The 18,821-nt window shown below is 71.8% G+C and carries 17 protein-coding genes; 12 read left to right on the top strand and 5 right to left on the bottom strand.

The features are described from left to right. Nucleotides 1-61 precede the first annotated feature (61 nt). The 7 genes from H1226_RS06125 (at nucleotide 62) to H1226_RS06155 (ending at nucleotide 6,362) form a co-directional block, all read left to right on the top strand. The gene (locus H1226_RS06125; RefSeq protein ID WP_258347793.1) at nucleotides 62-898 is read left to right on the top strand and encodes a GNAT family N-acetyltransferase; all 837 of its coding nucleotides are present in this window, start codon (nucleotides 62-64) and stop codon (nucleotides 896-898) included. Between the two features lie 237 nt (nucleotides 899-1,135). Next, nucleotides 1,136-2,899, top strand: a complete 1,764-nt coding sequence (locus H1226_RS06130; protein WP_258349353.1) for a penicillin-binding transpeptidase domain-containing protein — start codon at nucleotides 1,136-1,138, stop codon at nucleotides 2,897-2,899. 76 nt (nucleotides 2,900-2,975) lie between these two features. After that, entirely contained in the window at nucleotides 2,976-3,233 is a 258-nt protein-coding gene (locus H1226_RS06135) for a type II toxin-antitoxin system Phd/YefM family antitoxin (RefSeq protein ID WP_224956833.1), read from the top strand. After that, complete coding sequence (locus H1226_RS06140; RefSeq protein WP_224956832.1) at nucleotides 3,230-3,622, top strand: PIN domain-containing protein; 393 nt, start codon at nucleotides 3,230-3,232, stop codon at nucleotides 3,620-3,622. The genes H1226_RS06135 and H1226_RS06140 overlap by 4 nt, the downstream gene beginning before the upstream one ends. A 64-nt stretch (nucleotides 3,623-3,686) precedes the next feature. Then, nucleotides 3,687-4,544, top strand: a complete 858-nt coding sequence (gene map, locus H1226_RS06145; RefSeq protein WP_224956831.1) for a type I methionyl aminopeptidase — start codon at nucleotides 3,687-3,689, stop codon at nucleotides 4,542-4,544. After that, a complete protein-coding gene (locus H1226_RS06150; protein ID WP_225044739.1) occupies nucleotides 4,541-6,073 on the top strand; it encodes a cobyric acid synthase in 1,533 nt (510 codons plus the stop codon). The genes map and H1226_RS06150 overlap by 4 nt, the downstream gene beginning before the upstream one ends. A gap of 19 nt (nucleotides 6,074-6,092) precedes the next feature. Beyond that, entirely contained in the window at nucleotides 6,093-6,362 is a 270-nt protein-coding gene (locus H1226_RS06155; RefSeq protein ID WP_225044738.1) for a type II toxin-antitoxin system Phd/YefM family antitoxin, read from the top strand. Here the strand turns inward: H1226_RS06155 and H1226_RS06160 are convergent. Continuing rightward, complete coding sequence (locus tag H1226_RS06160) at nucleotides 6,329-7,027, bottom strand: FadR/GntR family transcriptional regulator (protein WP_224966995.1); 699 nt, start codon at nucleotides 7,025-7,027, stop codon at nucleotides 6,329-6,331. The genes H1226_RS06155 and H1226_RS06160 overlap by 34 nt on opposite strands. Before the next feature lie 103 nt (nucleotides 7,028-7,130). Here H1226_RS06160 and H1226_RS06165 point away from each other — a divergent pair, with 103 nt between their 5' ends. Beyond that, the gene (locus tag H1226_RS06165; protein WP_224956827.1) at nucleotides 7,131-8,417 is read left to right on the top strand and encodes a CynX/NimT family MFS transporter; all 1,287 of its coding nucleotides are present in this window, start codon (nucleotides 7,131-7,133) and stop codon (nucleotides 8,415-8,417) included. 201 nt (nucleotides 8,418-8,618) lie between these two features. On the opposite strand, the gene H1226_RS06170 is transcribed toward H1226_RS06165, so the two are convergent. Then, entirely contained in the window at nucleotides 8,619-8,834 is a 216-nt protein-coding gene (locus H1226_RS06170; protein ID WP_224956826.1) for a hypothetical protein, read from the bottom strand. 154 nt (nucleotides 8,835-8,988) lie between these two features. Between H1226_RS06170 and H1226_RS06175 the strand changes: the two genes are divergently transcribed. The 4 genes from H1226_RS06175 to H1226_RS06190 all read left to right on the top strand — a co-directional run bounded on the left by H1226_RS06175 (nucleotide 8,989) and on the right by H1226_RS06190 (nucleotide 10,590). Beyond that, a complete protein-coding gene (locus tag H1226_RS06175; protein ID WP_224956825.1) occupies nucleotides 8,989-9,852 on the top strand; it encodes a helix-turn-helix domain-containing protein in 864 nt (287 codons plus the stop codon). Continuing rightward, nucleotides 9,849-10,046, top strand: a complete 198-nt coding sequence (locus H1226_RS06180) for a DUF397 domain-containing protein (protein WP_258347797.1) — start codon at nucleotides 9,849-9,851, stop codon at nucleotides 10,044-10,046. The genes H1226_RS06175 and H1226_RS06180 overlap by 4 nt, the downstream gene beginning before the upstream one ends. Nucleotides 10,047-10,148: 102 nt before the next feature. Further along, nucleotides 10,149-10,343, top strand: coding sequence for a DUF397 domain-containing protein (locus H1226_RS06185; protein WP_258347798.1), 195 nt, complete (start codon nucleotides 10,149-10,151; stop codon nucleotides 10,341-10,343). Nucleotides 10,344-10,380: 37 nt separating this feature from the next. Beyond that, on the top strand, nucleotides 10,381-10,590 hold the full coding sequence (locus tag H1226_RS06190) for a DUF397 domain-containing protein (RefSeq protein WP_373690019.1): 210 nt from the start codon (nucleotides 10,381-10,383) through the stop codon (nucleotides 10,588-10,590). A gap of 19 nt (nucleotides 10,591-10,609) precedes the next feature. Here the strand turns inward: H1226_RS06190 and H1226_RS06195 are convergent, their stop codons facing one another. From H1226_RS06195 to H1226_RS06205, 3 genes are all read right to left on the bottom strand, one after another. Beyond that, a complete protein-coding gene (locus tag H1226_RS06195) occupies nucleotides 10,610-11,113 on the bottom strand; it encodes a metallophosphoesterase family protein (protein WP_258347800.1) in 504 nt (167 codons plus the stop codon). A gap of 2 nt (nucleotides 11,114-11,115) precedes the next feature. Further along, complete coding sequence (locus tag H1226_RS06200) at nucleotides 11,116-12,519, bottom strand: mycothione reductase (RefSeq protein ID WP_258349355.1); 1,404 nt, start codon at nucleotides 12,517-12,519, stop codon at nucleotides 11,116-11,118. Nucleotides 12,520-13,169: 650 nt separating this feature from the next. Further along, nucleotides 13,170-18,659 carry an ATP-binding protein gene (locus H1226_RS06205; protein WP_258347802.1) on the bottom strand — a complete coding sequence of 1,830 codons (5,490 nt, stop codon included), beginning with the start codon at nucleotides 18,657-18,659 and terminating at the stop codon, nucleotides 13,170-13,172. Nucleotides 18,660-18,821: the final 162 nt, after the last annotated feature.

Raw genomic sequence — 18,821 nt, forward strand, 5'->3', positions numbered from 1 at the left:
ATTGTGCTGGGTACGTCGGGTAGGGGAGCCTGCGAGCGGTCCGGTCTGGCAGTCTTTACCCGTGCTGAAGCTCGTCGGAGCCCGCCTGCTGGAGGATCGGGACGCGGCCCAGGTCCGCACCGCGCTGGGCAGGGACCCGGTCGCGGCCTGCATGGTGGCCTCCCGCGTCGAAGCGGCGGGACTGCGGCCCAGCAGGCTCGGCGCCGAGGTGTGGGGCTACGGCAGCAGGCTCGAAGGGCTCTGCTTCTCCGGCGTCAACCTGATCCCGTTGTCCGGCGGGCCCGACGCGATGCGCGCCTTCGCCGACCGGGTGCTGCGCCGCCGCCGGGTGTGCTCCTCGCTCGTCGGTCCCGCCGAGCAGGTGCTGGCGCTGTGGGACGAGCTCGCCGGCCAGTGGGGGCCCGCGCGGGAGATCCGCGAGGAGCAGCCGCTGCTGGTGCTCACCGGTGCCCCGGCCGTCCGCCCCGACCAGCAGGTGCGCCAGGTCCGGCCGGACGAGCTGGACCGGTACCTGCCCGCCGCGATCGCCATGTTCACCGAGGAGGTCGGCATCGACCCGTCCCGGGACGGGGGTGCCGCCGGGTACCGGGCGCGCGTCGCCGAGCTGATCGCCGCCGGTCGCGCCTTCGCCCGGTTCGAGAACGGCGAAGTCGTGTTCAAGGCGGAGATCGGCGCGATGTCCCAGGCCGCCGGCCAGATCCAAGGGGTGTGGGTGCACCCGGACAAGCGCAGCTCCGGGCTCGGCACCGCGGGCACCGCCGCCGTCGCCGACCGCCTCGTCCGCGGGCTGGGGCGCGCCGCGAGCCTCTACGTCAACGGGTTCAACATCGCCGCCCGGATCGCCTACAACAAGGTCGGTTTCCAGCAGTTAGGCACCTTCAGCACGATCTTGCTCTGAGCCCGGGCGGGAGTCCCGGCGCCGCCGCCACCGGCCGGACGCGGCCGCCGATCGCGGGACGGCGTTGCCCCTTCGGACCCCACGAGTTGCGCGAACGGGCCAACCTCGTCCGGGCGAACGGGTGGTGGGTTCGGAGCTGTCATCGTCTTAGGCATACTTCCGGGGGTGCGTTCTTCACGGATCTTCCCCCAGCGGCGCCCGCGGGCGAGGCTGCTCGCCGTGTGCACCGGACTGGCGATGACCCTGCCCGTCTCGGGTTGCGGCCTGTTCGATTCCGGGCCGTCCGCCCAAGAGGTCGCCACGGCGTTCCTGAACACCGTCGCCGCCGGGGACACCGCGGGTGCGGCCGGCCGGACCGACGCCCCGGAGAAGGCCCGGCAGGCCCTGGACGACGCGCGCGGCGAGCTGTCCCCGCGCGCGATCGACTTCAACGTGACCCAGGTCGTCGAGGACGAGGGCGGCGCCCCCGCCCGCGCCACCTTCGACGCGAACTGGGACCTCGGTGACGGTCGCGCCTGGCAGTACCGGGGCGCGCTGGAGCTCAGCGAATCCGACCAGGGCTGGAAGGTGCACTGGGCGCCGTCGGTGCTGCACCCGAAGCTCGCCGACGGCCAGCGGCTCGCGTTCGACGAGCAGCGCCCGGAACCGCGGCCGGTGCTCGACCGCGAAGGCACCGAGCTGATGCGGCCCGAGCAGATCGTCACCGTCACCCTCGACCCGCAGGCCGCGGGCGACCTGCCCGGCGTGGCCGAGCAGCTCGCCGCCGGGTTGCAGCCGGTGGACCCGGAGATCACCCGGCAGACCATCGTCGACGGCGTGAACGCCACCGAAGCCGGCCAGCCGTACGTGGTGGTGTCGCTGCGCCAGGACGACTACGACCGGGTGCGCCCGGCGATCTACGACCTGCCCGGGGTGCGGTTCCCGGCGCAGACGAAGCTGGTCGCCGAGGAGCGCGGGTACGCCGCGCAAGCCCTGTCCGGGGTGTCCGAGCAGGTCGACGAGCAGATCACCGCGAACGCGGGCTGGAACGTGCACACCGCGGACGCGAACGGTGCCCCGATCGAGGTCCTCCAGGAGCAGCCGATCCGGCCGGTGGACCAGGTGCGCACCACGCTCAGCGACCGGACCCAGCGGGCCGCGGAACAAGCCCTGGACCCGGTGCCGCAGGCCGCGATGATCGTCGCGATGCAGCCCTCCACCGGCGACGTGCTGGCGGTCGCGCAGAACGACCCGGCCGACGCCCAGGGCGCCCCGGCGCTGACCGGCCAGTTCCCGCCCGGATCCACCTTCAAGATCATGACCGCGGCGGCGGGCCTGGAGGCGGGCAAGGTGACCGTCGACCAGCCGGTGGAGTGCCCGGCCAGCAAGGTCTTCGACGGCCGCACCATCCCGAACGACAAGGACTTCGACCTGGGCGTCGTGCCGTTGCGCACCGCGTTCGCGAAGTCCTGCAACACCACGTTCGCGCAGCTCGCGGTGGATCTGCCCGCGCAGGCGCTGACCGACATGGCGAAGCGGCTCGGCATCGGCGTCGACTTCGAGGTCCCGGGCATCACCACGATCACCGGCCAGGCGCCGCCCGGGGAGAACACCACCGGCCGCGCCGCGAACGGCTTCGGGCAGGGCACCGTGCTGACCAGCCCGTTCGGGATGGCGCTGGCCTCGGCGACGGTCGCGAACGGGTCGATGCCCACCCCGAAGCTGATCGAGGGCGCCGAGACGAAGGCCGATTCGCAGGTCGAGCCGCTGTCGCCGCAGGTCCTGGACCAGTTGCGGCCGATGATGCGGGAGGTCGTGCTGTCCGGGACGGCCACCGCCGTAGCCGGGGAGGGCGAGGTCGCGGGCAAGACCGGCACCGCGCAGTTCGGCGACGGCACGCATTCGCACGGCTGGTTCGTCGGCTACCGCGACGACCTGGCGTTCGCGGTGCTGCTGGAGGACTCGGGCGAGTCCAAGCCCGCGGTGCAGGTCGCGCAGAGCTTCCTGTCGAACGTGCCCTGACCGGCCGCGCGGCGGACGTCGAGATCATCCGTTCGAGTGAGTCCGCGGTCGATCTTCAGGTGCTACTTTGTAGCGCATGGAGCGGATCGGGGTGCGCGAGCTGCGGCAGAACGCCAGCCGGTACCTGCGCCGGGTGGCGACCGGGGAATCGATCCTGATCACCGATCGCGGACGCACGGTCGCGGTGCTCAACCCGCCGTCGCGCGAGCGCTCGCTCTACGACGAGCTGATCGCCGCCGGGGAGCTCATCCCCGGCGACGGCGGTGAGCTGCCGGAACCGCTCGACGCGGACGGTCCGCTCGGCGACGACCGAGGTGAACGGGAGCGGCATTGATCTACTTCGATTCCTCCGCGCTGGTGAAGCTGATCGCGCCCGAGCCGGAGAGCGTGGCGCTGAGCGAATGGGTGCGGGCCCGCCTGGAGCAGCCCCGCATCACCAGCGCCATCTCCCAGGTGGACGTGCTGCGCACGTTCCGCGAGCAGGGACCGGCCATCGAGGACCTGGCCACGATCGTCCTGTCGAAGCTGGACCGGCTGCCGGTGAAGCAGGACGTGCTGGACGGCGCGGCGGCGCTGCGGTCGCGGGTGAGCCCGCTGGAGGCGATCCACCTCGCCTCCGCCTGCAAGCTCCGCGAAGGCCTGCACGCCTACGTCTCCTACGACGGGGCGCTGCTGGCCGCCGCCGCGGAGGAAGGTCTCGCCACCGCATCACCGGGGGCTTGACCAGCGGAGATCGTGCCCGGGGCGGGGCGGTCGGGGCCGAGTGGCACGCTCTAGAGTGAAGGGCATGCCCGTACGCGCACCGTTGCAGCCAGGAGTCCAGACGCCCCGCCGGCCGGTGCCGGTGACGATCGAGCGGCCCGAGTACGTCGACAAGCCCGCTCCGCGGCGCAACACCGACCCGGACGTGCAGCCGCCCGAGGTGATCGAGGCGATGCGCGTGGCGGGCAGGCTGGCCGCGCAGGCGCTGGAGCTGGCGGGCAAGACGGTCCAGCCGGGCGTGACCACCGACCGCGTGGACGAGGTGGTGCACGAGTTCTTCGTGGACCACGGGGTGTACCCGTCGACGCTCGGCTACCGCGGTTTCCCGAAGTCCTGCTGCACCTCGCTGAACGAGGTGATCTGCCACGGCATCCCGGACTCGACGGTGATCGAGGACGGCGACATCGTCAACGTCGACGTCACCGGGTTCGTCGGCGGCGTGCACGGCGACACGAACGCGACCTTCATCGCGGGCGAGGCCTCCGAGGAGGTGCGGCTGCTGGTGGAGCGGACCCACGAGGCCACGATGCGCGGCATCAAGGCGGCGAAGCCGGGCCGCCAGCTCAACGTGGTGGGCCGCGTCATCGAGTCCTACGCGAAGCGGTTCGGCTACGGCGTGGTGCGCGACTTCACCGGGCACGGCATCGGGCGTTCGTTCCACTCCGGGCTGGTGGTGCTGCACTACGACGAGCCGTCGGTGCAGACGGTGCTGGAGCCGGGCATGACGTTCACCATCGAGCCGATGATCACGCTCGGCACCCACGAGTACGACCTGTGGGAGGACGGCTGGACGGTGACCACGCAGGACAAGTCGTGGACCGCCCAGTTCGAGCACACCATCTTGATCACCGAAGACGGCAACGAGATCCTCACCCTGCCGTGAGCGGGTTGCTCGTCGCGGGCACGACCTCGGACGCGGGCAAGAGCGTGCTGGTCGCCGGCATCTGCCGGTGGCTGGCGCGGGAGGGCGTTCGGGTGGCGCCGTTCAAGGCGCAGAACATGTCGAACAACTCCGTGGTGTGCCCGGACGGCGGCGAGATCGGCCGCGCGCAGGCGGTGCAGGCCGCGGCGTGCGGGCTGGCGCCGTCGGTGCGATTCAACCCGGTGCTGCTCAAGCCGGGCGGGGACCGCACCTCGCAGGTCGTGGTGCTGGGCCGGGTCGCCGGGGAGGTCACGGCGCTGTCGTACCGGGAGCGCAAGGCGGCCCTGCTGGAGGTCGTGTCGGCGACGTTGCAGGAGCTGCGCGGCGAGTACGACCAGGTGATCTGCGAGGGCGCCGGGTCGCCCGCGGAGATCAACCTGCGGGCCACCGACATCGCGAACATGGGGTTGGCGCAGGCGGCGGGCTTGCCGGTGCTGGTGGTCGGCGACATCGACCGGGGCGGGGTGTTCGCCGCGCTCTACGGCACCTTGGCGCTGCTGGACGCGGCGGACCAGGCGCTGGTCACCGGCTTCGTGATCAACAAGTTCCGGGGCGATCCGGCGCTGCTCGAATCCGGGCTGGCGCAGGTGAAGGCGCTGACCGGGCGCCCGGTGCAGGGTGTGCTGCCGTGGTCGGAGGAGCTGTGGCTGGACGCGGAGGACTCGCTGTCCTACGTCGCCGACGGCGTGGTGGGCAGCCCGGCGCCGCCGCGCGGTGACCAGTGGCTGCGGGTGGCGGTGCCGAAGCTGCCGCGCATCTCGAACGCCACCGACATCGAGGCGCTGGCCGCGGAACCGGGCGTGGCGGTGCGGTTCGTGACCGAGCCGTCGCGGCTGACCGACGCGGACCTGGTGGTGCTGCCCGGGTCGAAGGCGACCGTCTCGGACCTGGCGTGGCTGCACCGCACCGGGCTGGCGGACGCGGTGCTCGCGCACGCGCGGGCGGGGCTGCCGGTGTTCGGGATCTGCGGTGGTTTCCAGATGCTGTCGCGGCGGATCACCGACGAGGTGGAGTCCGGCGGCGGTGTCGTGGACGGGCTGGGCCTGCTCGACGTGGAGATCGAGTTCGCGGCGGAGAAGACGCTGCGCACGCCGAGCGGCACCGCCTTCGGCGAACCGGTCACCGGCTACGAGATCCACCACGGCGTCCCGGTGCGGCCGGGCGACGCGCTGACGCCGCTGCTGGAGACCGGGTCGGGCCCGGAAGGCGCGGTGGACGGTGCGGTGGCGGGCACGCACTGGCACGGGCTGTTCGAGAACGACGCGTTCCGCCGCCGGTTCCTCGCGCACGTCGCCGCGCAGGCGGGGCGGGACGGGTTCACCGCCGCGCCGGACGTGTCGTTCGCGGCGCTGCGCGAGGGGCAGCTGGACCTGCTCGGCGATCTGGTGGAGCGGCACCTGGACACCGGTGCGCTGCGGCGGCTGCTGGACCGCGGTGCGCCGTGCGGGTTGCCGGTGATCGGTCCCGCGGCGATGCGTGCGGGGGAGTGACGCGGGTAACGTCGTGGGCATGGCGACTGAATTCTCCGCGGACGAAGCGCAGGCGCGGCTGCCGGAGCTGCTGGACCGCGTGGAATCGGGGGAGGAGATCGTCATCACCCGGTTCGGGGCGCCGTCGGTGGCGCTGCACCGCGCGGGTTCCCGCCGCTCACCGGAGGTGGTGAGCGCGGGCGTGCTCACCGCGGCGTGGCTGGCGCCGATCGCCGGCGGTGCGGTCGCGGACGCCGGGTTCGACGTGGGGACCGATTACTCGCCGGGCGAGGTCGGCTTCTCCGGCTGAGCGCTGAGCGAGTCGAGCAGCTCGTCGAGGAAGCCGCCCGCTTCGGTCGCGGCCCGGTGCGCGTCGCCGGAGCGCACCGCGTCGAGCAGCGCGGTGTGCGAGACCTGGGTGACCGAGGCCGGGTCGAAGGTGGTGGCGACGCTGGACTGCACCGCCTCGCTGATCCCCTCGTAGAGCCCGATCAGCAGCACGTTGTGCGAGGCGGCGACGAGCCGCAGGTGGAACCGGGTGTCCTTGTCGACGACCTGTGCCGGGTCCCGCTGCTCCAGCGCCGCGTCGCGGGCCGTCAGCAGCGCGTCCAGTTCGGTGAGGTCCTCGTCGGTGCGGGCGGCGGCGGCGAGCCGGGCGGCCTCGACTTCCAGGGCGCGGCGCACTTCGAGGATGCGGCGCAGTTCGGAGCCGCAGAGGCGGCGCACGGCACCGGAGAGCTCGTTGGTGGCGCGGACGAAGGTCCCGTCGCCTTGGCGCACTTCCAGCAGGCCGGCGTGGGCGAGGGCGCGAACCGCCTCGCGGACCGTGTTGCGGCCGACACCGAGGGCGGTGACGAGCTCGGATTCGGTGGGGATGCGTTCCCCCAGCGGCCATTCCCCGGAACTCACCAGGGTGCGCATCTGCGCGATGACCTGCTCGACCAGACCCGTGCGCTGGGTGGTGACCAAAGGCACTGAAGGGTCCTTTCATCCAAACATCCTATGTTTGCCATACTAGGCGGCGATGTCTCCTGAGTCGCACACCCAGCCCCCGATCGACCGAGTTCCCGACGACCGTGTGACCGACCAGGATGCCAGGACGGCGGCGCACGCCGTGTCCGGTACCCCGGCCGACGACGCCTCCAGGCCGGCCGCGGCCGAGGCGTTGGTCAACGAAGGCGCCGCCGAGACGATGGCGCCCCGCGGCCGCGCCGTCGCGGGCGGCGGCCTGCTGCTGGCGGGCGTGGCGCTCGCCGCGGCGAACATGCGGCCCGCCGTCACCAGCCTCGCCTCCATCCTCGGCGAGGTCCGCGATTCGCTGGGTGCGGGCAGCACGTGGGCGAGCATCGTGACCTCGGTGCCGACGCTGTGCTTCGGCCTCGCCGGGATCGGTGCGCCGCTGCTCGCCCGCCGGTGGGGGATGAACCGGGTGGTGGGCGCCTCGCTGGCGCTGCTGACCGCCGCGATGATCGCCCGCGTGCTCGGTGGCCCGTGGACGCTGCTGGCGGGCACCGTGCTGGTGTGCGCGTCGATCGCGATGTGCAACGTGCTGATCCCCGTGGTGGTGAAGGAGTCCTTCCCCGGGCGCGTCGGCTTGGCCACCGGGCTCTACACGACGGCGATGGCCGCCGGTGGCGCGTCCGGTTCGGCGCTGACCCCGTACCTGAACTCGGCGACCGGGAGCTGGCGGCTGTCGCTGGCGACGTGGATGGTCGTGGCGCTGGCCGCGCTGTGCCTCTGGGTGCCCGGCACCCGCGGACACGGCTCGAAGGCCGTCGCGGCGCCGAAGGGCGAACGCCGGTCGCTGATGCGCAACCCGCTGGCCTGGCTGATCACGTTCTACTTCGCGATGCAGTCGACCGTCGCCTACGTGGTGATGGGCTGGCTGCCGGAGGTGTTCAAGGGCGCGGGCATGGACGCGACCTCGGCGGGGGCGCTGCTGGGCGCGCTGCTGCTGATCGGCGTGCCGATCAACATGGTGCTGCCGCCGCTGGTGACGCGGACCCGCGGGCAGTCCGGATGGGCGCTGCTGCTGGGCGTGCTCATGTTCGCCGGGCTGCTGGGGCTGCTGATGGCGCCGCTGGCCGCACCGGTGCTGTGGGCGGTGCTGATCGGGATCGGGATGAGCGCGTTCCCGCTGGCGCTGGTGATGATCTCGCTGCGCACCCGGAACGCCGCCGACACCGGGCAGCTCTCGGCGATGGCGCAGAGCATCGGCTACCTGATCGCCGCCTCGGGCCCGTTCCTGTTCGGGATGCTGCACGACGTGACGGCGGCCTGGGCGGTGTCGCTGGTGGCGTTGCTGATCATCGTGGTGGTGCAGACGGTCGTCGGCATGCTCGCCGGCCGCCCGCGCACGATCTGACCGGGGTCTCTGAACTCGGGTCGCGGAGCGCTCGGGCTGCGTGCTGGGGCGCTGCTCAGCGGTTTCGCCGCTGACAGGGAACGACCGAGGCTCGCCGGGCGGGTTCGAAGGGTGAACTGAGTGAACGGACCGTTCGTCCCTCTCGTGGGACGGACGGTCCGTTCGCTCGTGTTGGTGGGGGTGCGCCGTTCAGCCCCGGTGTCAGGAGGGCGGGCGGAGCAGTTCCGCGTTGCTGCGGCCCACGGCCCGGGTGAGCTCGCCGAACGCCGCCTCGCTGAAGCTGAGCGTCAGCCCGTCCTCGCCGCGGCCCCGGAAGTCCAGCTGCACCGAGCGGTCGGTGTCGATCTCGTAGGAGATCCGCACGTGCTCGGACAGGCACACGTAGGTGTCGCTCTCGACTGCTCGCTGTTCGCGCATCCGGGTTCCTCCTGGTTTGCGGTGTATCGGTACAGTTCACGGAAGATCTTCATGTAAGCCGCATAGTTAGGCTTGCCGGATAAATAGAACACAGGTTGTGGTCTATTGTCGGTCCCCTGATCAGGTAGCCAATGGATCAGCCGGAGGAGATTTCGTGCCCACAGGCCGCCAAACGGTCGAGCGCCGCCAGCTGGGGCTGACGCTCCGCCGACTCCGACGTGAAGCAGGGCTGTCCCAGCAAGAGGCGGCTCGCGCGATCAACCGGCACTACACCCGGATCAGCCACCTCGAATCGGCGAAGGCCTCGCTGAGCATCGATGAGCTCGGGTTGCTGCTCGACCGCTACGGAGTGTCCGACGCCGACCGGGAAACCGTGCTCGCGTTGGGCGCGGTGGCCCGGAAGCGGCAGCGCGGGAAGGGCTACACCGACCAGCTGCCCAAGTCGTTCGAGCGGCTGGCCGACCTGCAAGCCGATGCCGCCGCGATCGGCTTCTACGACACCGGGATCGTTCCGGGGCTCGCGCAGTCGCAGGACTACATCGTCGCGCTGATGCGCGCGGCCGATGGGATCTGGTGGGAGGCGTCGGAGGACGAGATCGAGCGCAGAGTCGCATTCCGGCTTCAGCAGCAGCGACGCGTGCTGGAGGCGGAGGAGCCGAAGCAGATCGACTTCGTGCTGACCGAATCGGCGCTGGAGGAAGTGGTCGGGAGCCCGGAGATCATGCGTGGCCAGCTCCTCCACCTTCTCCAGCTAGGTGAACGTCCGTCGGTGAGCGTTCGAGTGCTGAGTCGGGCCGCTACCTCCAAGCCCCTCCTTGGAGGCGGTCTCATCACATTGGACTTCGCAGGGAACGCACCTCGCATGACCTGCACCACTTCCCACGGCCCCTGTACTTACCACGATCAAGAATTGGAAACTGCTCCCATGCTCCGGGCTTGGGAGAGCGTTCGCGAGCTCGCCCTGGACTCGGAGTCGGCTCGTGCCTTGCTCATCGAGAAGCTGAAGGAGCTGAAGTGAGGGCCTACGACAGCGGATGGTTCACAAGCAGCCGCAGTGCGGCCTCTTCCAACGCCTGCGTCGAGGTGAGGTTGACCGATCGGGCGGTGTCGGTGCGGGATTCGAAAGACCCGTACGGCGGTGACTTCACGGTCGATCACCGGGCCTGGTCGGCGTTCCTCCGGCACCTCACCGCTCCCGACGTCACCGGGTGAACGGACCGTTCATCCAACGGGATTGGGGCCTGTGACGGCCGGGCGTCGGCGGGATCGTCGTGGACGATCGGGTGCGATGGGATCACTAGTTGAGGAGCCCGCATGAGGTGTCACGACACCGGGTGGTTCAAGAGCGGCCGCAGTTCCGCGCAGGGGCAGTGCGTCGAGGTCCGCCTGACGGATCGTGCGGTGTCGGTGCGGGATTCGAAGGACCCGAGCGGCGGTGATTTCACGGTGGATCATCGGACTTGGTCGGCGTTCCTCCGGCACCTCACCGCTCCCGACGTCACCGGGTGAACGGACCGTTCGCCCGGCCGCCACGTCGGCTCGTGCCTTGCTCATCGAGAAGCTGAAGGAGCTGACAGTGATGCGCTACGACACCGGGTGGTTCAAGAGCAGTCGCAGCTCGGCCTCCTCCAACGCCTGCGTCGAGGTTCGCCTGACCGAGCGGTCCGTTTCGGTGCGGGATTCCAAGGACCCGGACGGTGGCGAGTTGTCGGTGCGCCACGACGCCTGGGCGGCGTTCCTGGCGACGCTGAGCTAGCGGAACCGGCGCTCGCCGCTCAGGTTCGCGGCGGCAGGCGGTGGAGTTCGACGCCCGCCAGGACCCCGTCGGTGAGCTCCGCCGTCTGGTAGGTGCAGTGCGGCTGGCGGCGGCGGTCGGTGGGGGAGCCGGGGTTGAGCAGCCGCACCCCGTTCGGCGTCGTCGAATCCCACGGGATGTGGCTGTGGCCGAACACCAGCACGTCGGTGTCCGGGAAGTCCCGGTCGCAGCGGCGTTCCCGGCCCTGCGCCGCACCCGTCTCGTGGACCATCGCGAAGCGCACGCCGGCCAGCTCGACCCGCGCCACCTCCGGCAACCGGCGCCGCAGCTCCGCGCCGTCGTTGTTGCCGAAGACGCCGACGAGCCGCGCGCTGCGGGACTCCAGCTCGTCCAGCAGCGGCGGCTCCACCCAGTCCCCGGCGTGGAAGACGACGTCGGCGCGCGCCACCTCCTGCCACACCTGCTCGGGCAGCGCCTTCGCGCGCTTCGGCAGGTGGGTGTCGGCGATCAGCAGCAGGCGCACGGTCACTCCGGCTGCAGTTCCAGGCCCAGCAGGGCGTTCTCGATGAGCTCCGGCATCGCCGGGTGGATCCAGTACTGGCCGCGGGCCATCGTGCGCGCGTCCAGGCCGAACTGCATCGCCTGGATCAGCGGCTGGAGCAGGGTCGGCGCCTGCGGGCCGATGATGTGCGCGCCGAGGATCGTGCCGTCCGACGGATCGGCCAGCAGCTTCAGGAAACCGGTGGAGTCCTCCATCGCCCAGCCGTAGGCGATGTCGCCGTAGGCCTGGATCTTCGTGACGTAGTCGACGCCGCGCTCCCGGGCCTCCTGCTCGGTCAGCCCGACCGCCGCGATCTGCGGGGAGGAGAACACCGCGTGCGGCACGTAGGTGTGGTCCGAGTCGATCAGCTCGTCCGGGTGCAGCAGGTTGTGCTGCACCACCCGCATCTCGTGGTTCGCGACGTGCTTGAGCTCGTGGTCCGAGCTGATGTCGCCCAGCGCCCACACGCCGTCCACCGAGGTCCGCTGCTCGGCGTCCACCTGGACCTTGCCGTCCTCGCGGACCTTCAAGCCGCCGGCCGCCGCGTCGATCAGGTCCGAGTTCGGGGTGCGGCCGATCGCGACCAGCAGTTGCTCCGCCTCCACGACCTCCGGGCCGTCGGGACCGTCCAGGTGCAGCCGCACCACGTCGCCGTCCTGCTCCACCGACGTCTGCTTCCGGTTCAGCCGCACGTCCCAGCGGGCCTGGGCGAGCTCGGTGAACCGCTGCGCCACGTCCTCGTCCTCGGCGCGCAGCAGCGCACCGGACCGGGCCACCACCGTCACCTCGACGCCCAGCGCCGAGAACACGTGCGCGAACTCGGCGCCGACGAACCCGCTGCCCAGGATGATCATGCGGCGGGGCAGTTCGTCCAGCCGCATCACGCTGTCGCTGGTGTGGAAGTCGACCTGCTCGATGCCCGGCAGGTCCGGCACCGTCGGGCGCCCGCCCGCCGCCACCACGAACCGGTCCGCGGTGATCGTCTCCGGGCCGTCCGCGGTCGCTACGGTGAGCTCCTTCACGCCGGTGAAGCGCGCCTCGCCCTGGAACAGCGTCACGTTGGAGCCGCCCTCGGCCCGGTAGCGGCGGCCGCCGTCGGAGATCGCGTCGATGCGGCCGAAGATCCGGTCCCGGATCTCGCGCCAGCGCACGTCCCGCAGCTCCAGGTCCACGCCCAGCTTCGCGCCCACGCCGGGGCTCGACGCCGTGTCCGCGGTGTGCACGAACATCTTCGTCGGGATGCAGCCCACGTTCAGGCAGGTGCCGCCGTAGTTCCCGGTGCTGCCGACGCCCTTCTCCACGATGGCGACGTTCCAGTCGTCGAACCGCTCGTCGAGGATCGAGTTGCCGGAGCCGCTGCCGATGATGATCAGGTCGAAGTGAGGCATGTCCATCCCGTGCTCGTCGTGGGCGCGCGGTGCGCTCGGCGCACCTCGACGTACAACCGCGCGGGGCGCCCGCTGATTCCAGCAGCCTGCCACGGACCACGAGCCGAGCCCCGCCGAGGCCCGTCGAGCCGAGTCGGGCGGAACGGGCGGAACAGTCAGTCCGGACCCTTGTTTAACTACCACGTAGGTTTACCCCGGATTTCCTGCTGTGGTCTGTCGACCGCGCCCGACCAAGATCACTAACTTGGTGCTCGCATCGCTGTGCGCAATGCCGGAACGGGTGCGGCCGCGCAGCGAACACGGGGAGGCACGAGAAGCAGGGATGACCACCAGGGGGTGTCATCCCTGCTTTTTCCTGTTTCTGGTGTGTGGGTCGTTCTGCTCGGTGGCGCCGGTGGCGGAACCTCAGCGGTTCCCTCGCTGCGGGATCGTTTTCACCGGTGGCTCCGCCACAGGCGAAAACGCTGTCCTCGCGAGGGAACCGCTGAGAACCCGCGGCGGTGCCGGTGGCGTGCCGGGTCGCCGCTCAGCGGCTTCGCCGCTGACAACCGGACGGCACCGGTGCAGCGGGCGCTCGCCGTTCGGCGCTTTCGGCAGGAACGCAGCAGGGCCCGCGACCTCCCGGTCACGGGCCCCGTTCGCTGCTTCCGTCAGCCGTTCAGGCCTCGTTCGATCGAGGCGATGATGCGGGGGCGCAGCTGGGCGACGCTGACGATCTCGTCGACCGAACCGACCTCCACCGCGCGCTGGATGCTGTGCACCCGGTCGAACTCCGCGGCGACCTCGCCGAGCTTCTCCGCCCGCACCGAGGACTGCACCTCCGCCAGCTGCGCGTGCAGCGCCGCCCGCTCCGCGCCCGTCGCCTCGCCCGCGCTCGCCTGCAACGCGGTGACCCGCGGATCGTTCGCCGTGCGGTTGTTCACCTCACCGGAGAACACCACCGCCGCCGCCGGGGCGCCGCCCAGCACCGACGCGAACGAACCCTCCAGCGCCAGCACCGTCATGTTCGGGTTCAACGCCTTCGAGAACACCACGAACGCGCCGCCGTGGTACCGCGAGATCACGCAGAACACGATCGGCCCGTCGAAGTTCACGATCGCCCGGCCGATCTCCGCGCCGTACTCCAGCTGGAGCTTGCGCATCGATTCCGGCGAACCGTCGAACCCGGACAGGTTCGCCAGCACCACCAGCGGCCGGTTCCCCGACGCCGCGTTGATCGCCCGCGCCGCCTTTTTCGATGACCGCGGGAACAACGTGCCCGCCGTGTAGGTGTCCGGGCCGTCGGTGGGGGGGAACCCGCGGCGCTGCACCGAGCGGGACTCGATGCCCAGCAGGCACACCGGGTGCCCGCCCAGGTGCACGTCCTGCACCGCCGCCGTGTCCGCGTCCGCCATGCCCGCCCAGCGCTCCAGCACCGGGTGGTCCTGGTCGGACAGCGCGCGCATCACCGTGCGGATGTCGAAGGGCTTCTTGCGGTCCGGGTTGTGCTCGGCGGAGAAGATCTCGCCGACCGTGCTGAAGTCGCCGCCGTACTCGTGCGGGTAGGGCGAGACGTCCCGGTCCGCCGGGTCGGTCGTCGCCGCCGCGCGCGGCGCCGACTCGCCCGGCACCACGTAGGTGTGGTCGTAGTGCGCCATCAGCACGTCCCGCGCCGCGGGCAGGTTCGGCGCCCAGTACTGCGCCTGGCCGTTCGGCCCCATCACCCGGTCGTAGCCGCCGATGCCGAAGTTGTCCTCCGCCGACACGCCGCCGGAGAAGTCCAGCGACTGCTTGCCGGTGAGCACCATCGCCGAATCGGGCGTCATCACCAGGATTCCCTTGGTGTGCATCAGCATCGTCGCCTCGGCGTTCCAGTACGGCTGCGCGCCGACCGTGATGCCCGCGACCACGATGTTGATCTCGCCGCCGTCCTGGGTGAACCGCACGATCCGCTTCAGCGCGGCCGCCACCCAGTCCATGTTCTCGGTGCCCGAGGACATCGAGATCCGGGCGCCCGCCGACAGCGCGAACCACTCCAGCGGCAGCCGCAACCGCTCCGCCAGGTCCAGCGCCGCGATCACCCGCGCGCACTCCGGTTCGGACAACGCGCCCAGCGCCTTCGTCGGGTCGCCCAGCAGCACCACGCGCCGCACGCCCTCCGGGTGACGCTCGGTCGGGGTGGAGACCACGCCCGCCACGATCGCCGCCGAGTTCTTCCCGCGCGGCCGGTCCACCGGCACCAGCACGCCGTCCTCGTCCAGGTCGTGCTCGACGAAACCGCCCGCGTCCCCGGCCAGCATCCCGGTCAGCTCGTACGGGTAGGTGGTGCCGCGGCGCGCCGCGCGCAGCACCTTCTGCCGGTAGTCGTCCAGCGGCAGCACCGGCTCCGCGGACGGCTCCTCGATGTGCAGCCGCGGCTCGCGGCCACCGGCCAGGTCGATCCGCACCGCCATGTCGGTGAGCTCGCCGTTCTCCCCGCGCTGGCGGGACAGGAACACGACCTCCTCCAGCCCGGCGCCGGCCGTCGTCGGCAGGATCCGCTGCACCAGCGTGTTCAGCTCGTCCGAGGTGAACTCCGTGGGCGGCCACACGTACATCAGGATCCGGTTGGTGTCGAAGCGCTTCTTCGCCGGGCGCTGCGCCTGCACCGTGCGGATCGCGTCCATGCACCCGGCGAGAATGTCCTCCACCGCGGGCAGCGCCACCAGCCGGCCCTCCGCGTCGCGCAGCGGGGTCAGGTCCCGGACCTGCGCCATCGCGACCAGCCGCTCGTCGGACGGGTTCTCCCGCGCGACGCACTTGAACAGGTAGACCTCCTCGTCCGCCGACGGCAGCCGGGTCAGGTCGAACTCGCGCAGCCGCTCCAGCTGCATCCGCTGCGCGATCAGCGGGTGCAGGCCGCGGATCAGCCGGTCCTCGGCGAACCCGGCGTGCTCGTCGCGGCGGAACGTGAAGTGGTGGTGCATCACGGCACCGCCGGTGCCCGCGACCGTGGTGGTGATGCGGCCGACCTCGGCGGGCAGCGGCTGCGCCGCCAGCACCTCGCCGAGCCGGGCCGCCACCGCGTCCGCGTCCGGCTGCCCCTCCCACTTCACGTACAGGTCCGCGACCACGTCCGCACCGTCCGGGCGGTCCGCGGCCAGCTCGCCGACCGCGCGCACCGCCTCCGGCAGCTCGCCGAAGTCGACGGCCGTGGTGACCAGCCGGGTCACGCCCTCGGCGCCGGTGTGCTCGGCGGTGACGAACCGGCAGCCCGCGGCCTCCCGCGACGTGACGCCGGACAGCCCGCGGTTGCCGTAGTAGCGGCGGGTCAGCACCTCCAGCAGCGGGGTGTGGTCGTGCCCGCCGCGGCCCATGCGCTGGCCGAGCAGCCGCACCAGCGGCTCGGCGCTGGCGACCATCTTCGCGATCCGCTCCGCGCGGTCCGCGGCGTCCGGGTGCTCGTCGAGGTGGCGCAGCTCGGCGCGCACCCCGGCGTACACCTCGGCGCGGGTGCGGCGCAGCAGCGGCTGCGCGAACCAGCGGAACACCACGCCGCGCGCCAGGTCCGACACCGCGGGGAAGCGCACCTGGGTGGCCTTGATGACGTGCTCCAGCGCCAGCCCGGCGCGCTCCCGCAGCTCCTTCGCGGGCGGCGGCTCGGCGATCCAGCGCCGCAGCAACGCCGAGATGATCTTCACGTCGGAGGCGGCGCGCTGCTGCGCCAGGAAGATCCGGAACACCGCCGACTCCAGCTCCGGCGTCCGCTCCAGGTCCGTCACGTCGTAGTGCGCCAGCACCCGGCGCAACCGCTCCTCGAAGCCGCTGCTGACCCCGGCGCGCTCGACGTCCAGGCTCTGCAGGTAGCTGTGGAAGTACTCGCGCGGGCTGTGCACCGGACCCGGCTCGTCGTCCACGTCCCCGGCCGGCTTGTTCCGGCTCAGCTCCGAGAGGTCCGCGAACACGCCCAGCAGCTCGACCTCGCCCTCGGTCACCCCGGGCGCCGCGTCCGGCTCGGTGCGCGCCGCCAGGTAGCCGCTGAGCACCCGCTCGCCGTCCTGCGGATCCACGTCGAAGCCGAGCAGCAGACCGCGCAGGTCCCGCAATCCGGCGGCGGCGCGCTGCGCGGCCGACACGCTCGTCGGCTCCGCGGGCAGCTCCACGTCCACCGCCGCGGACTCGTCGGCCTCCTCGGCCGCGTCGTCGTCGGCCAGCGGCTCCAGCCGCATCAGCGGCGCGCCCGTCTCGACCTGGCTGCCGGTGGACACCGGCAGCTCCCGCACCCGCGCCCGGAACGACGCCCGCAGCACGGTCTCCATCTTCATGCTCTCCAGCACCAGGATCGGCGCGCCCGCCTCGACCTCGTCGCCGACGGCCAGCGGAGTCGCCACCACCAGCGCGGGCGCGGGGGAGCGGACCACGCCGCCCTCGTCCCGGGTGATCCGGTGCGCTACCCCGTCCACCTCCACCAGGTGGATCGGGCCGTGCGTGCCGGTGACCAGGCGGAACCGGTGGCCGTTCACGGTGATCCGGCCGCTGTGCTCGTCGAAGCGGTCGATCTCCACGTCCGCCGGGTGCACCGGCCCGCCACCGGAGATCGCGACGCGGAACCGCTTGTGCCCGACCCGGGCGACGCCCACCTGGTAGCCGACGCCGCGCAGCTTCAGGTCCAGCGGGCGGCCCGTCTCGTGCTGCACCTGCGGCCTGCCGCCGAACGCGGTGGACAGCAGCCGCTGCCGCGCCGCCTCCTCCTCGTCCTGGTAGGCCTCGATGGCCGCCGCGGCCAGCGCGATCGCCGAGTGCCGGTGCAGCACCAGCCGGCCGTCCTCGCGCACCCGGTCGATCCAGCCGGTGTCGGCGCTGCCGTCGATCACCTCCGGCTGGTCCAGCAGGTCCAGCACGAAGCTCTTGTTCGTCGCCCCGCCGTCGATGATCACCGTGGTCTCGGCCATCGCGCGGCGCAGCCGGGCCAGCGCCTCGTCCCGGTCCCGCCCGAACGCGATGATCTTCGCGATCATCGAGTCGAAGTCCGCGGGGATCGTGTCGCCCTCCGACACCCCGGTGTCCACCCGGATGCCCGGGCCGGCGGGCAGCAGCAGGCGCGCGATGCGCCCGGGGGAGGGGGCGAAGTCGCGGTCCGGGTCCTCGGCGTTGAGCCGCGCCTCCACCGCGTGCCCGCTCTCCGAGGCGCACAGCCCGTCCAGCGAGCCGCCCGCGGCCACGTGCAGCTGCAGCTTCACCAGGTCGGTGCCGGTGGTGATCTCGGTGATCGGGTGCTCGACCTGCAGGCGGGTGTTGACCTCCAGGAACGCGAACAGCTCCTCGCCCGGGTGGTACAGGAACTCCACGGTGCCCGCGCCGCGGTAGTCCACCGCCAGCGCCAGCCGCTCCGCCGAGGCCTTCAGCTCCGCGGTCTGCTCCGGGGAGAGCACCGGCGAGGCCGACTCCTCGATGATCTTCTGGTTGCGCCGCTGCACCGAGCAGTCCCGCACGCCCAGCGCCACCGCGGTGCCCTGGCCGTCCGCGATGACCTGCACCTCCACGTGGCGGGCGCCGGTCACCAGGCGCTCCAGGAACACCACGCCGGAACCGAAGGAGCGCAGCGCCTCCTGGCTGGTGCGCTCGTAGGCGTCCGCCAGGTCCGCCGCCGAGGTCACCTTGCGGATGCCGCGACCGCCGCCGCCCGCGGTCGCCTTCAGCATCAGCGGGTAGCCGATCCGCTCACCCGCGGCCAGCGCCTCCGCCGCGGACGCCACCTCGCCGCGGGACCACGGCGCCACCGGCACGCCGACCTCCTCGGCCAGCAGCTTCGCGCCGATCTTGTCGCCGAGCCTGCGCATCGCCTCCGCGCTCGGGCCGATGAACGTCACGCCGATCCGCTCGCAGACCTCCGCGAACGCCGGGTCCTCGGCGACGAATCCCCAGCCCACCCAGGCCGCGTCCGCGCCGGTCTCCAGCAGCGCCCGCTCCAGCACCGCGTGGTCCAAGTAGGGCCGGGCCGAAGCCGGGCCCAGCGAGTAGGCCACATCGGCCTCCCGCACGAACGTCGCGGTCCGGTCGGCGTCGGTGTAGAGCGCGACCGTCTCCACCCGCTTGCCGGTCTCCGCGGACAGATCCCGCACGGCGTGGATGAGCCGCATCGCAGCCTCTCCACGGTTGACGATGGCGACACGACTGAACACCGGATGAGCCTCCTGATTGCCACGCACAACAGGCGACGTCCCGTCCCCGGAGCGTCGCCTGCACCTGCCCTACACACTGCTCCGTCACACGCGGGTGTACCAATGTCCGCACCGGCGCATGCCGGAGCCGAGACTTTGTAGGAACCCGCCAAAAAACTAGCC

The sequence above is a fragment of the Saccharopolyspora gregorii genome (assembly GCF_024734405.1).
Classification (GTDB): domain Bacteria; phylum Actinomycetota; class Actinomycetes; order Mycobacteriales; family Pseudonocardiaceae; genus Saccharopolyspora_C; species Saccharopolyspora_C gregorii.